Source organism: Corynebacterium sp. AOP40-9SA-29, from assembly GCF_052377405.1.
GTDB lineage: Bacteria > Actinomycetota > Actinomycetes > Mycobacteriales > Mycobacteriaceae > Corynebacterium.
The window spans coordinates 221,672-235,703 of sequence record NZ_JBQSWR010000006.1; the positions used below are offsets into that span (position 1 = coordinate 221,672).

General features: G+C 69.1%; 14 protein-coding genes. 12 read left to right on the forward strand and 2 right to left on the reverse strand.

The window, feature by feature from the left end:
- Window positions 1-2: 2 nt before the first annotated feature.
- Window positions 3-590: a 3-isopropylmalate dehydratase small subunit gene (gene leuD / locus ACT3SZ_RS12095; protein WP_444618940.1), complete on the forward strand. Its 588-nt coding sequence runs from the start codon at window positions 3-5 to the stop codon at window positions 588-590.
- Window positions 591-611: 21 nt separating this feature from the next.
- Window positions 612-1,511 (forward strand): VOC family protein, encoded by a 900-nt coding sequence (locus ACT3SZ_RS12100; RefSeq protein WP_444618942.1) that lies wholly within the window; start codon window positions 612-614, stop codon window positions 1,509-1,511.
- A 21-nt stretch (window positions 1,512-1,532) separates the two neighbouring features.
- Here the strand turns inward: ACT3SZ_RS12100 and ACT3SZ_RS12105 are convergent, their stop codons facing one another.
- Window positions 1,533-2,612: an NUDIX hydrolase gene (locus ACT3SZ_RS12105; RefSeq protein ID WP_444618943.1), complete on the reverse strand. Its 1,080-nt coding sequence runs from the start codon at window positions 2,610-2,612 to the stop codon at window positions 1,533-1,535.
- A 218-nt stretch (window positions 2,613-2,830) separates the two neighbouring features.
- On the opposite strand from ACT3SZ_RS12105, the gene ACT3SZ_RS12110 reads away from it, so the two are divergent.
- Both ACT3SZ_RS12110 and ACT3SZ_RS12115 read left to right on the forward strand, forming a co-directional pair.
- A complete protein-coding gene (locus ACT3SZ_RS12110) occupies window positions 2,831-3,868 on the forward strand; it encodes an NAD(P)H-dependent glycerol-3-phosphate dehydrogenase (protein WP_444618945.1) in 1,038 nt (345 codons plus the stop codon).
- A gap of 36 nt (window positions 3,869-3,904) precedes the next feature.
- Window positions 3,905-4,993: a D-alanine--D-alanine ligase family protein gene (locus ACT3SZ_RS12115; protein WP_444618946.1), complete on the forward strand. Its 1,089-nt coding sequence runs from the start codon at window positions 3,905-3,907 to the stop codon at window positions 4,991-4,993.
- A gap of 27 nt (window positions 4,994-5,020) precedes the next feature.
- On the opposite strand, the gene ACT3SZ_RS12120 is transcribed toward ACT3SZ_RS12115, so the two are convergent.
- Entirely contained in the window at window positions 5,021-5,998 is a 978-nt protein-coding gene (locus tag ACT3SZ_RS12120; RefSeq protein WP_444618948.1) for a DUF3515 domain-containing protein, read from the reverse strand.
- A 104-nt stretch (window positions 5,999-6,102) separates the two neighbouring features.
- Between ACT3SZ_RS12120 and ACT3SZ_RS12125 the strand changes: the two genes are divergently transcribed.
- From ACT3SZ_RS12125 to ACT3SZ_RS12160, 8 genes are all read left to right on the forward strand, one after another.
- Window positions 6,103-7,095, forward strand: a complete 993-nt coding sequence (locus tag ACT3SZ_RS12125; protein WP_444618950.1) for a thiamine-phosphate kinase — start codon at window positions 6,103-6,105, stop codon at window positions 7,093-7,095.
- Window positions 7,088-7,819, forward strand: a complete 732-nt coding sequence (locus ACT3SZ_RS12130; protein ID WP_444618951.1) for a uracil-DNA glycosylase — start codon at window positions 7,088-7,090, stop codon at window positions 7,817-7,819. The genes ACT3SZ_RS12125 and ACT3SZ_RS12130 overlap by 8 nt, the downstream gene beginning before the upstream one ends.
- The gene (locus ACT3SZ_RS12135; protein WP_444618953.1) at window positions 7,813-9,450 is read left to right on the forward strand and encodes a DAK2 domain-containing protein; all 1,638 of its coding nucleotides are present in this window, start codon (window positions 7,813-7,815) and stop codon (window positions 9,448-9,450) included. The genes ACT3SZ_RS12130 and ACT3SZ_RS12135 overlap by 7 nt, the downstream gene beginning before the upstream one ends.
- A complete protein-coding gene (locus ACT3SZ_RS12140; RefSeq protein WP_444618955.1) occupies window positions 9,451-11,739 on the forward strand; it encodes an ATP-dependent DNA helicase RecG in 2,289 nt (762 codons plus the stop codon).
- A 59-nt stretch (window positions 11,740-11,798) separates the two neighbouring features.
- The gene (locus ACT3SZ_RS12145) at window positions 11,799-12,011 is read left to right on the forward strand and encodes a biotin/lipoyl-containing protein (RefSeq protein WP_444618957.1); all 213 of its coding nucleotides are present in this window, start codon (window positions 11,799-11,801) and stop codon (window positions 12,009-12,011) included.
- 6 nt (window positions 12,012-12,017) lie between these two features.
- Window positions 12,018-12,590, forward strand: a complete 573-nt coding sequence (locus ACT3SZ_RS12150) for an RsmD family RNA methyltransferase (protein ID WP_444618958.1) — start codon at window positions 12,018-12,020, stop codon at window positions 12,588-12,590.
- A gap of 53 nt (window positions 12,591-12,643) precedes the next feature.
- Window positions 12,644-13,132: a pantetheine-phosphate adenylyltransferase gene (coaD, locus tag ACT3SZ_RS12155; protein ID WP_301441852.1), complete on the forward strand. Its 489-nt coding sequence runs from the start codon at window positions 12,644-12,646 to the stop codon at window positions 13,130-13,132.
- Window positions 13,133-13,226: 94 nt separating this feature from the next.
- A complete protein-coding gene (locus ACT3SZ_RS12160) occupies window positions 13,227-14,021 on the forward strand; it encodes a DivIVA domain-containing protein (RefSeq protein ID WP_444618960.1) in 795 nt (264 codons plus the stop codon).
- Window positions 14,022-14,032: the final 11 nt, after the last annotated feature.

The window sequence follows — 14,032 nt, forward strand, 5'->3', positions numbered from 1 at the left end:
TCATGGAGAAGTTCAGCACCCACACCGGCGTGGCCTGCCCGCTGCGCCGCTCGAACGTGGACACCGACCAGATCGTGCCCGCCGAGTACCTCAAGCTCGTCACCAAGACCGGCTACGAGTCCGGGCTGTTCAAGTCCTGGCGACGCGACCCGGAGTTCATCCTCAACCAGGAGCCGTTCGTGGCGTCCTCGGTATTGGTCGCCGGGCCCGACTTCGGTACCGGCTCTTCCCGCGAGCACGCCGTGTGGGCGCTGCTCGACTACGGTTTCCGCGTGGTGTTCTCCCCACGCTTCGGCGATATCTTCCGCGGCAACACCGCCAAGAACGGGCTGCTCGCCGCCACGATGACCGCCGAGGACATCGAGCTGATCTGGAAGCTCATCGAGCAGCGACCCGGTGTGGAAATCACCGTTGACCTGCAGGCACGTACCGCCAGCCTGGGCGAGCACGTCTTCGCCTTCGAGGTCGACGACGACACGCGCTGGCGACTTCTCAACGGCCTCGACGACATCGGCATCACCTTGCAGGACGAGGCGGCGATCAGCGACTTCGAGGCCACCCGCCCCGGATTCAAGCCGCTGATCGGCTGAGGTGTCGTACTCTCGGGGAGCATGACCCACCACACCACCAGCAATGACCAGCGCATCGTCCCGCGGCTGCGCCTGCAGGTCGGCGACCACGGGGTCGTCGGGGCGGCCCGGTTCTACACCGACGCCTTCCGCCCCTTCGAGGAGGCGGGCCTGGAACTCGGGGCGACCGGGGGCACTGCCACCGACGAGGGCATCGACTTACTCGTCGCCGGCATGCGATTGCACCTCACCGACGCCGCCGACAATCCGGACGCCGAGGGGATCTCTCCGGCGACCAATATGATGGTCAACATCGACCCGGTGTTTTTCGGCTGGACGCCGGACGGCACGCAGGACGCCAGGCGCGCCGCGCAGGCACGGGCACGCGCGGTGCTCGACACCGTCTGGGAGGGGCTCGCCGAGGACGCCCGGGCCGTACTCATGCCACTGGACGAATACCCCTTCAGCGCCCGCTACGGCTGGGTGCTCGACAGGTACGGGATGAGTTGGCAGGTCATGCTCACCGATCCGACCGGCCAGCCACGCCCGGCGTTGATCCCCTCGTTCCTCTTCGGCGGGGAGGCGCAGAATCGGGCCGGCGAGGCGCTCGAGGCGTGGACCGAGGTGTTCATGGACGTCTTCGGTCGTGACGGTGGCGGAGGTACCGGAACCGGCACCATGGTCACCTACCCGCAGGAGACTGGCCCGGCGGTCGCCGGCTCGGTGATGTTCGCCGATGTGCGACTGCTCGGGACCTGGTTCTCGATGATGGACTCGGCCACCGAACAACCCTTCACCTTCACCGACGCGGTGAGTTTCCGGGTGTACTGCGACACCCCGGTGCAGGCCGAGGTGCTCAGCCGTGAACTGGGGTTGGACGGTCACACCCGCTGTGGGGTGGACCGCTTCGGCGTGAGCTGGGAGATCCTGCTGCAGCCTTGAGTGGGCTGAAGTGAAGCAGCCTCAGCGCACCGGCAGCGGGGACGCCAGGTAGTCCGCACCCAGCAGGGTGTCGCCCTGCCCGAAGTGCAGCACCCACACACTGGCCTTCTTGGCGCGCAGGTCCTCGACCTCGAAGCCGGCGTCCTGCGCCAGCCCAGAGACGACCGCCGGGATGATCTCACCCTGGGCGCACACCACGCTCACCGGTGCGGAACTCGCCCTGACCAGGGCTTCCATCACGGTGCGTGGGGAGTGCGCCAGGGCAGCGTCGCCGAGGTTTACATCGGTCTCGATGTCCAGGTTTAACCAGGCGGCCGTGGGCTCCACCGTGGCGCGACAACGCTCGGGGCTGGCCGAGGACACCGTGCGCGGGCGGTAACCCTCCAGCACCGTGGGCAGGGAGGTGGCCTGCAGGTAGCCCTTCTTCGTCAGCGGACGCAGGTTGTCGTCCTGCTTCCAGTTGTCCCGCGCCATCGCCTTGGCGTGGCGCACATAGAGCACCCGGCGGGTGCAGCCCAACGCCAGGACCTCCAGCGCGGCACTGATCACGTCGCGGTCGGCGTCGTAACTGACCTTCGCCTTCGCGTCTTCCGGGGAGAGCCAGTGCAGCTCATCGACCTCGTTGTTGTCCTTGAAGTCGCCGCCGGTGACCTCGGCGGTCCAGTAGTAGACCACCTTCGTCTTATTGCCCAGCGGGTAGTGCACATGGCCCAGCAGCCAGCCGAGAGTGGGGTAGTAGCCGGTCTCCTCGGCAATCTCCCGGGTGGCGGTCTCCACCAGGTTCTCGCCGGGGTCGACCTTGCCCTTCGGCAGTGACCAGTCGTCGTAGTGGGGACGGTGGATCACCGCGATCTCGATCGCGTCGTCGCCGTCCTGCCCGTCCGAGCTGCCGGCAGTCTCCGGGGCGCCGGGGCCCTGGGGGACCGTGCGACGCCACAACACCGCGCCGGCGGCGAAGACGGGGCGCTCGAACTCGTCGGCGGGGGTGCTGCCGATCCGGGCAACGTGCCCGGCAGCGTTACCGGTCACAGGCGTCCCCTCCTCGAGGTTTCTCGAAGCCAGGGAGGTGGACAGGTCTCCGGTGCCGGTGTGGCTGATCAAGGGTGACGCCTTCCCGAGCGCACCGGTCCGGTCGTGCCGTCACCACGGACCGGGTGCGTCATGGTTCAATGTTGGGGAGCAGATACGGCGGAATCTCTTCCTCCCACCCACATTAGCGGTGACCGGTGTGGGGCACGTAGTCGGGAAGACTCCCGGCATAAGCCGACACCGCCCGATGACGGCGACCGCCACCCACGACACAGAGGAGCACAGCAGGTATGGTTCGCGTAGCGGTGATGGGCTCCGGCTCCTGGGGGACGACGGTGGCCAAGGTCTGCGCGGACACCGAGGTGGGCGCGCGCTCGGCACCGACGGGCTCGGCGGCGCGTCCGGCGGTCACGCTGTGGGCTCGTCGCCCGGAGATCGCCGAGGAGATCAACCGGGACCACACCAACAGCACCTACCTGCCGGACACCGTCCTACCGTCCTCGATCGGCGCGACGACCGACGCCGCCGAGGCGCTGGACGGCGCGGACGTCGTTTTCCTCGGCGTCCCCTCGCAGTCACTGCGCGCCAACCTGGAGCAGTGGCGCGACCTCATTCCGTCCGACGCCACCCTGGTCAGTCTCGCCAAGGGCATCGAGCACTCCACCGGACGGCGGATGAGTGAGGTCATCGCCGAGGTCGCCGAGGTCGACGCCTCACGCGTGGCGGTGCTCTCGGGGCCGAACCTGGCCGTGGAGGTCGCCCGCCAGCAGCCCGCCGCCAGCGTGGTGGCCTGCACCGACGACCGTCGTGCCCGGCTGGTGCAGTCCGCCCTGGCCACCGCCTACTTCCGTCCCTACACCAACGACGACGTCATCGGCTGCGAGGTCGGCGGCACGTGCAAGAACGTCATCGCGCTTGCCTGCGGTATGGCCGCCGGCATGGGCATGGGGCACAACACCATCGCCACCGTGATCACCCGCGGCCTCGCCGAGATCACCCGCCTGACCGTGGCCCTCGGCGGCCAGGAACGCTCCATGGCCGGCCTGGCGGGCATGGGCGACCTGGTGGCCACCTGCAACTCCCCGCTGTCGCGCAACCGCACCTTCGGCGAGCGCCTCGGCATGGGCGAGTCCCTGGACCAGGCCTCCGGCGCGACGAAGGGCCAGGTCGCCGAGGGCGTGATCTCCAGCATGTCCGTCGCCGAACTCGCCGAGGCACACGGGGTGGAGATGCCGATTACCCGCCAGGTCGTGCGGGTCTGCCACCACGGTGGCGATGTGCAGACCGCCATCCGCGACCTGATGGGACGCACGAAGAAAGCCGAGTGACCGCAGGAGCCGCCCTGGGCGCTACACTTGGTCCCCGTGAATACCCCCACGAACCAGGCGAAAACCACCGTTGCCGTTGTCTACGGAGGTCAGAACACTGAACACAGCGTGTCCTGCATCTCCGCCGGTGCGGTGATGGCCCACCTCGACCCCGAGCGCTACAACATCGTGCCGGTCGGCATCACGCGCGACGGCGTGTGGGTCAAGGGAACCACTGACCTGGACGCCCTGCGCGTCCACGACCGGGAACTGCCGGAGGTCACCGGCGGCCGTGCGGTGAACTTCGACCTCGGCGGACGGGGCGGCAGGCGCGGCGGCCAGCTGCGCTTCGGCGACGGTTCCCTCTACGCCGAGGTGGACGTGGTCTTCCCCGTCCTGCACGGGGTCAATGGCGAGGACGGCACCGTCCAGGGCCTCTTCGAGCTCGCCCACGTGCCCTACGTGGGCAATGGCGTGTTCGCCTCCGCGGCGTGCATGGACAAGCAGTACACCAAGGCCGTCGCCCGCCACGCCGGCGTGCCCGTCGGCGACGAGGTGATCGTCACCGAGCGGCGCGTCCTCACGCCCGAGGAGCAGGACGCCCTGGGGCTGCCGGTGTTCGTGAAGCCGGCACGCGGTGGTTCGTCGATCGGCATCTCGAAGGTCGATGACTGGGCGGACTTCCCGGCCGCCCTGGAGACCGCGCTGGCCGCCGACGACAAGGTGCTCGTCGAGTCCATGCTGCAGGGACCGGAGGTGGAGTGCGGTGTGCTGCAGTACCCGGACGGCACGATCCAGGCGTCCTACCCGTCGATGTTGATGGGCACCGGTGACGGGCCGGAGGGCTTCTACGGTTTCGACACCAAGTACCTCGACGACATCATCACCTACGAGATCCCCGCGCCGCTGCCCGATGAGCAGGTCGCCGAGGTCCGCCGCCTGGCGGTGGAGACCTTCCGTGCCCTGGGCTGCTCGGGTCTGGCGCGCGTGGACTTCTTCGTCACCCCCGACGGCCCGGTGCTCAACGAGCCCAACACCATGCCGGGGTTCACCCCGATCAGCATGTACCCGAAGATGTTCGCCGCCAGCGGGGTGGAGTACACCGACCTGCTGGACATCCTCATCGCCCACGCCCTGGCGGGGTAGCGCAGCGCAGGGTAGCGCCGCTGGCCACTAGCGCTCGGCGGTGCGCTCCAGGTGCTCGTCGATGGCCTCGGACACCGCGGTCAGCACACTGTTGCCCGCGTCCAGCGGCAGCGAGACCGCCACGGTATCGGCGTAGCCCAGCGCGTACCAGACCCCTGCGGTGGAACCCTCTGCCAAGGCGGTGTCCTGGAACCATGGCACTTCGTCGATCTGTGTGAGCTGCGCGCCAGCCTCGTAGCTATCGGGCAGCTCCACGCCACAGCGCAGGACGACCGGTTCGCGGGCCTCGGCGACCCACACCAGCGAGCCCTCGGGTTCCCCGGATTCCATGCGCCGGTACTCACCAAGGGTGTCGGGTAGGGCGTCCTGTAGGGCGGTGCAGGACGCTGCGTCGGCGTCGTCCTGCTCGGCGAGCCCGGCCAGTGGCACGTCGCCGGGGGTGGGGGCGTTGTCGGCGTCGCCGTGGGAGCTGATCGACTCACCGACACCGGAGAGGTCGCCGGCGGTGAGCCGGCCGTCGGTGGTCACGGCGACCACGGGGGAGTGGCCCACGGAGTACCAGGTGGTCAGCGCCGAACCTTGGGTGGCATCGGCGATGGGCAGCCACTGTTCGCCGCCGGACTCCTCGGTGGAGCTCAGTTCGGTGTACTGGGCAGGGACGCTGACCCCGCAGCGCAGGGAGAGTTCCGTGCCGCCGCTGTCTCGGTAGCCGGCGGCTCCGTCGGGGGCGGGGTCGGCGACGCCCACATCGCGGTAATCGCCGATGCGGTCCGGCAGGTCGTCGGTGATGTCGGCGCAGACGGCGCTGTCAGCGTCCGGCGCGTCGACCGGGCCCATGGCGACCGGGGTGTACACGCTGCGGTCCACGAGGATTTTCGCGCCGACGAGGACGAAGACCACGAAGACCACCGCGATCAGCAGAGCGAGGGCGACTCCGCTGCGTCGTGGCATTCCGTGTCCGGAGGTACTGCTACCCTGATCGGTGACCTTAGACCGTGAAGACATGCGGATGATTCTACGGCCCCGCGGGTGCAGGACCCGATCCTCGGGGTCGGTGAAGCGTTCCGGCAGTCAAGTTACCCACGGTGTGTGATGATTCGAGGAGACCGATGACGGCAGACACCTCCGGCAAGCTCACCGTGGCGCAGGCCGGTGAGGCGGCGACGATTGCCGCCATCCGTGAGGCGGCCCCCAGCGAGATCAACGGTGACGACGCCGCCGTGCTGGACCCGGCCCCGCCGAACTCCCGGCACCTGGCGACCACGGATGTGCTGGTAGAGGGCGTGCACTTCCGTTTCGACTGGTCCACCCCCTTCGAGGTGGGTGCCAAGGCGGTGACGCAGAACTTCGCCGACATCCAGGCGATGGGTGGGCGGCCGACGGCGGTGCTGATGTCCTTGGCCACCCCGCCGGATCTGGAGCTGGAGGTGGTCTCGGAAATCGCCCGCGGCATCGGGGAGTCCGCGGCACCCTGGGCGGTGGAACTCGTCGGTGGCGACGTGGTCTCCTCCACACAGCTGGTGGTGTCGGTCACGGCCGTCGGTGTGCTGGCCGGCCCGGATCCGGCGATGGCTATTACGGGGGCCGAGCCCGGCCATGAGGTGATCGCCAGCGGGGTGATCGGTCATTCGGCCGCCGGTGAGGCGATTCTGCGATACTTCGGTTCGCGTGAGGCGGTGCCGGACAATGCCGTTTTGCAGGACCTGGTGCGCCGGCACTGTGCCCCGGAACTGGTCGTGGGCCGTGGTTCGGTGGCGCGTGCTGCCGGGGTGTCATCGATGACGGACAATTCCGACGGGCTGTTGCGTGACCTGACCACGCTGGCGCAGCGTTCGGGTGTGCGGTTCGACCTGGACGGGGCGTCGCTGACGCCGGACGCGCAGCTGTACTACGCCGGGGAGGTGCTGGGTGTGGACCCGTGGCAGTGGGTGCTCACCGGCGGTGAGGATCACACGTTGATGGGCACCACCAGCACCGAGGTGCCTGCCGGGTACCGCCGGCTGGGTGTGGTGCATGAGGTGTCTGGCGAGTCCGACCTGCCGGTGGTGACGGTCGACGGCCAGCCGCCGATCTACACGGGAGGCTGGGACTCCCTTGGCTGAGACAGATACAAGCCCGTCGCAGGACGAGCTGGCGGGGCGCATCCTGGCGACGGTGCATCCGTCGTGGCGCGCAGAGCTCGCCGCGTCCGGCCAGCCGGACGAGGCGCTGGAGTCGATGGCGCAGTGGGCCGCCGGGCGTATCGCCGAGGGCGAGGACGTCCTGCCGGCACCACAGAATGTCTTCCGCGCTCTGGCGCGTCCGGCGACTGAGACGCGGGTGCTGATCCTGGGCCAGGACCCGTACCCCACCCCGGGGCACGCGGTGGGCCTGTCGTTCTCCTCCACGGCTGACACCACACCATTGCCGAAGTCGCTGGTGAACATTTTCACCGAGTACGAGTCGGACCTGGGCCTGCCGCGGCCACGCACCGCGGACCTGTCACCGTGGACGGACGCCGGGGTCATGCTGCTCAACCGGGTACTGACGGTGCGTGCGGGCTCGGCGAATAGCCACCGTGATCAGGGCTGGGAGGAGATCACGGAAGCGGTGGTGCGCAGTCTGGCGTCCCGCCCGCTCGTGGCCGTGCTGTGGGGTCGCCAGGCCCAGGACATGGCCGATGTTGTGGGGCGCGAGCGGTGCATCCTGTCGCCGCACCCGTCGCCGCTGGCGGCTTATCGCGGGTTCTTCGGCTCGCGCCCATTCACCCGCGCCAATGACCTGCTGGCCGAGCAGGGCGCGGACCCGGTGGACTGGGACCTGTCAGGTCAGGAGCAGGCATGCTGACCGGGGCACATGTCGCCAGGTGGGCGGAGCAGGCCGCGGCAGGCCTGGCGGAGCACAAGGACGAAATCAACGAACTCAATGTCTTCCCGATCCCGGATTCCGACACTGGGTCGAATATGACCGCCACCATGGGCTCGGCGGTCGAGCGTATGCACCAGGATCACGGAAAGGCCGGATCGCAGGCCGTCGCTGCGACGAGCGTGGCCGATGTCGCCGCCTCCTTGGCCGCCGGGGCTGTCACCGGTGCCCGCGGCAATTCCGGCCTGGTGCTGAGCCAGTTCCTGCGGGCGTTGGCGGACTCCGCCGCCGCCACGGGGAAGGACTCCCTATCGGCCGGTTCGATCCCTGGGATGCTGCACCGGGCGGAGAAGCTGGTGCGTCGGGCAGTGTCCGAGCCGGTGGAGGGCACGATCATCTCGGTATTGCACGCCGCGGCGGAGGCCTCCTCGGCCATCGTCGCCGAGCGTGAGGGCACCAGTCAGGACGGTTCGGGTCTTACCGACCTCACTGCCGTGGACATTGCCCGCGCCGCGCGCGATGCGGCGGCGAAGGCTCTCACCGAGACCACCGCGCAACTGCCCGCCCTCGCATCCGCCGGGGTCGTTGACGCTGGCGGCCGGGGGCTGGTGGTCATTCTCGACGCCCTCGCTGACGCCCTTGAAGACGCTCTCAGGGAGGGCCACGCTGATACGTCCTCGCAGGATGACGGCAGCCAGCCGGACGAGGAGATCGGCGCGCAGTCGTCGTCGCAGCAGGGTGCGGAACGTACTGCTGGTGCCGAGATCGAGGTGATGTTCACCCTGCGCGCCACCGAGGAGCACCTCGACACCCTGCGCGGCGAGCTGAACACCCGAGGCAACAGTGTGGTCATCGTGCCCGGCGAGTCCGACGGCACCTGGCGGGTGCACGTGCACACCACCGCCGGCGGCCCGCTGATTGAACTTGCCTTCGCCACAGGTGAGGTCACCGACCTGGCCCTGGAGGCGTTGCCTGTGGTCGAACCCGCCGAGGAGGAGCGCCCGAGTGCGCCGGTGCTGGCCCTGGTGCCGGAGGGTGGACTGCGCGGCATGTTCGCCACCGCCGGGGCAACTGCCGGGGACACTGCGACGGTGATCGCCGAGTTCGAACGACGCGGCACCGGCTGCATCGTGCTGACCAATGGGCAGGACACCGCCGAACTCTTCGGCCGCCTGGCCTCCTCGGATGGTGAAGCCACCGTGGTGGACACCGAGTCCTTCGTGGGAGGGCTCGCGGCCATGGCCGTCTACAGCCCTACCGCCGACCTCGACGAGAACGCCGAGGAGATGGCGGACGCCGTGTCTGCCCAGCGCTGGATCCAAGAAGATAGCGACGGTAGCACCGATACCGCTGACGGCGCTGCAGCGCTGGCTGACCTGGTGACCAGCATGGTCAGCGGGCTGCTCGCCGACGGCGGCGAGCTCGTCACCGTCCTGTACGACCTGGCCGGGGACGTCGACGGTGACGGGGCGTCCGACCCCGCAGCGTCCGACCTCGCAGCGTCCTGCGTGGAAGATGCCGTGGAGGCGCTGCGCGCCGAGCACCCGGGTGTGGAGCTGCACTCCTACCGCGTCCCCGGGTTGGGGACCGACGTGCAGGTGGGGGTGGAGTAGATGCTCGGGTGGGATGATCCGCGGCCGTTGAGCCTGGTGGTCTCGCCCGAGCGTGCCCGCAAACTCGCGGGCAAACCCGGGCTGTCGACCCTGGGCCAGGCGCTGATGAACTTCCCGGCCAGTTATGTGCACACCAGCGGCACCGGGGCCATGACCGATGGGCCCGATGGGGCAGTCGGGGAGGTGTGGACCGATGCTCTCATTGAGGGCGAACTGCTGACCTGTCTCGGGGAGGTCACCTGGTCACAGGTGCAGGACAACCGAGGGCGCAAAGGCCCCCGGGAGATCCTTGCGTTCCGCGTCCGGGTCAACGGGGAGGACTTCTCCTCGGCCCTGTTCGGTGCCGCGCGCAGCCACCAGCCCTTCATCACCGTGGGTGCCAAGATCATGCTGTCGGGCAAACTCAAGCTCTTCCGCGAGGAGTGGCAGCTGCGCAATCCCAGCTACATCACCCTGCACCCCGGGCCCGGCCCGGATGGACGCCCCCTGGAGGGCGAGGCCTACGAGGCGGCGTTCGGCGCCTTCGGTCCGCTGGAGACCATCGTCGAGGTCGCCGGGGGCATGCGCGCGGCCCAGGAGATCCTCTCCGTGCCGTGGCTGCCGACGTATCCGCGACGCACCGGGACCACCGGTGCCGAGGTCATGGCGGTGACCGCCCACGTCCTCGAGGCGATGGGACGTCCCGCCGATATGCTGCCCGCACCGTCCGACGCGACAGGCGCTCCGCGCTGGCCGGCGGTGCAGGGCCGGGCGCTGGTGGACTTCGCCACCGCGCTGCACGACATCCACCGTCCACCGGAGGAGACCTCCGGACTGGGGGCGGAGGTGCCCGCGCAGGACGCCCGCACCCGGCTGAAGTTCAACGAGGCTCTAGCGTTGCAGCTGGTCATGGCGTTGCGCAGGGCCGACACCACCGCCCGCCACGGGCGTGCCGTGGTGGCGATCGAGGACGAGTCGCGCTACTCCACGCTGGTGCGCGCGTTGCCCTATGAACTCACCGAGGCCCAGCAGGCGGCCTTGGACACCATCGGGCAGGCCATGGGTACCGAGTCGCCAATGAGCATGCTGCTGCAGGGCGACGTGGGCTCGGGCAAGACGATCGTGGCGCTGCTGTCGATGCTGCGGGTCGTGGACTCCGGCGCCCAATGTGCCTTCCTGGCCCCCACGGAGGTCCTCGCCGCGCAGCACTACCGCACCCTGACCGGGCTGCTGAAGGGCACGGGGGCGACCGTCTCGTTGCTGACTGGATCGCAGCCGGTCTCGGAACGCCGCGACACCTTGCTCGACATCATCTCCGGCACCACCGACATCGTGGTCGGCACCCACGCGGTGATTCAGGACGCCGTGGAGTTCTACGATCTGGGCATGGTCGTGGTCGACGAGCAGCACCGCTTCGGCGTGCGCCAGCGTGACAAACTGCGCGAAGAATCCCCGGTGGAACGCACCCCGCACCTGCTGGTGATGACCGCCACGCCGATCCCACGCACCGTGGCGATGACGATGTTCGGCGACCTGTCGATCTGCACGCTCGACACCTCACCGGCCGGGCGCGGGGTGGTGCACACCCACGTGGTGCCGATGTGGAAACGCTCCTGGGTCGAGCGGCTGTTCGCCGTGATCCGCGAGCAGGTCGCCGGCGGCCACCGCGTGTTCGTCGTGGTGCCGAAGATCGAGGGGTTCGGCGGGGTTGACGACGTGGCCGACCGCTTGGAGGCCGGCCCGCTGCAGGGTCTGCGCATCGGCCGGCTGCACGGGCGCATGACCGACAAGGCCGAGGTGATGGATGATCTGGCTACCGGCGCGGTTGACGTGCTGGTGTCCACCACCGTCGTCGAGGTTGGTGTCGATATCCCCGAGGCCACCGTGATGGTGATCATGGATGCCGAGAACTTCGGCGTCAGCCAGCTCCACCAGCTGCGCGGCCGGGTCGGGCGAGGCGCGGCGGAATCCCTGTGCTTCCTCACAACCACGGTGAATCCGGAAGCCGAGGAGACAACCCCGGTCGCCGCGGCGTCCTACCGGCGTTTGGAGGCCGTCGCCGCAACCACCGACGGCTTCGCGCTGGCCGAACTCGACCTGCGCACCCGCACCGAGGGCGACGTCCTGGGCGAGCACCAGTCCGGTGCCCGGGACCGACGGGCCCGACTGCTCAACCTCGCCGAGGACGGCGAGACCGTCGCCGAGGCGCGCCGCTACGCCGAGGACCTCGTCGCCTACGACGAGCCCCTGGCGCGCACCCTGGCGGCCGACTTCACCGAAGGCGACCAGGAGTACATCGAACGGAGCTGACTGGGGCTGACTGGTGTTGGGCGGCGGGGGCGAACCCCGGCACGATAGAATCAGCGACCATGGACATTCACGCCCCCTTTGCCGGGATCGTCAGATTCGCCGTCGAGGACGGCCAGACCGTCGACACGGGAGACCGCCTCGCCGTGGTCGAGGCCACCAAGCTCGAGAGTGCCGTGGACGCCCCGGGGCCCGGCGTGGTCCGCCGGGGGGCCGTGGAAGACTACGCCCGCGTCGACGGCGGGGACCTGATCCTCGCCCTCGGGGAGGCCTGATCCGCCGTGACACGCATCATCTCCGGCACCGCACGCGGCCGGAAGATCAAGGTTCCCGCCGACGTCACCCGTCCCACCTCTGATCGGGCACGCGAAGGACTGTTCTCCTCGCTGCAGGTCCGCTTCGGCTTCGAGGGTGAGGTCGTGCTCGACCTCTTCGCCGGCTCCGGTGCCCTGGGCCTGGAGGCCGGTTCCCGCGGCGCCGCCGAGGTCACCCTCGTCGACGATAACCACCAGGCCTGCGAGACGATCCGGGCCAATGCTGCGATCGTCGGACACCCGAATGTGCACGTGGTGGAGGCCAAGGCGTCCAGCTTCCTGGGCACTGCGCCGCACAACCGTTTCACCATGGTGCTCGCCGACCCGCCCTACGACCTCTCCGACGAGGCCGTCGACGAGATGGTCGCAGCCCTGGTGCCCACGCTGATGCGCGACGCCGTCGTCGTGATCGAACGGCACGTGGCCTCGGCGGAGGTGAGCTGGCCGGAAGGTTTCGAGAAGACCAACCAGAAGCTCAAGAAGCGCACCTACGGCATCGCGCGCATGGACATGGCCATTTGGCGCGGCGACGGGGAGTAAGCGCAGCAGGGGACAGCCGGTAGGGGAGAACACGGAGCGGTAGGATCGGCGGCATGCGAGTCTGCTGCCCCGGGTCCTTCGACCCCGTCACCAACGGTCACCTCGACATCTTCACGCGCGCCGCGCGCAACTTCGACGAGGTGACCGTGCTGGTGACCTACAACCCGAACAAGTCCGGCCTGTTCACCGCCGAGGAGCGCGTGACGTTGATCCGTGAGGCACTGGACGCCAGTGGTTCCCCGGAGGCGTCGCGGATCACCGTGGACACCTGGGACCGGCTGCTGGTGGACTATCTCACCGACAACAAGATCCCGGCGATGGTCAAGGGGCTGCGCAGCTCCCTGGACTACGAGTACGAGCTGCCGATGGCACAGATGAACCAGCGGCTGTCCGGGGCGGAGACCTTCTTCCTGCTGACCAACCCGCAGTTCGGCTACGTGTCCTCGACGATCTGCAAGGAGGTCGCCAAGTACGGCGGGGACGTCAACGGCCTGCTGCCGGAGAACGTCGCCGCCGCGGTGACCGCCCGTTACGGGGCCTGACACGCCCGCCTGACACCCGGCCGACACCCGAGGGGGTGTGGCGTCTGCGTGTCACACCCGTACCGTCCGCCCCATTTCTGGCATGCTGGAACGCATGTACAAGACTTTCCAGGGCCTCGATGACCTCCAGAACATGGTTGACCAGGCGTACGGCGTTCCGATGACCTCCAACTGCATGGTCCCGCGCCGCGAGGTCCAGGACCTTCTCGACGAGGTGCGCACCGCCATCCCCGTGGAGATGGACGATGCGCAGGACGTCCTCGATCACCGCGATGGCATCATCGCCAACGCCGAGGACGAGGCGGACACCCTGGTGCGCGATGCTGAGGCGCAGCGCGACCGGATCCTCGAGGAGGCTCGCCGCCAGGCCGAGGACATGGTCACCGACGCCGAGGAGCGTGCCCACTCCACCGTCGCCCGCGCCGAGTCCGAGGCCGACCGCCTGGTCTCTGATGCGCGTGCGGAGTACGAGCAGACCACCACCCGCGCTGAGGCGGAGGCCGAGCGTCTGGTCACCGCCGGTAATGAGTCCTACGACCGTTCGGTCAATGAGGGCATCGCCGAGCAGCAGCGCCTGGTCGGCGAGTCCGAGGTCGTGCGCGTCGCGCAGGACGAGGCCCGCCGCATCGTGGAGTCCGCCCACTCGGATTCCGACCGCCTGCGCCGCGAGTGCGACCACTACGTGGACTCCACCCTGGCCCAGTTCGAGGAGTCGCTCACCGGGACGCTGCGCACCGTCTCGCGCGACCGCTCGGCGCTGCGCAAGGGCGCCGGGGTGTCCGGCACACGCCACGGTGAGGCGGCAGGACGCGAGCCCGCCCGCCGGGAGGCGCGAGGGGAGTCGCGCGGCGAGTACCGGGATGACTACAGGGACGACTACCGCGACTGATTCGCACTACC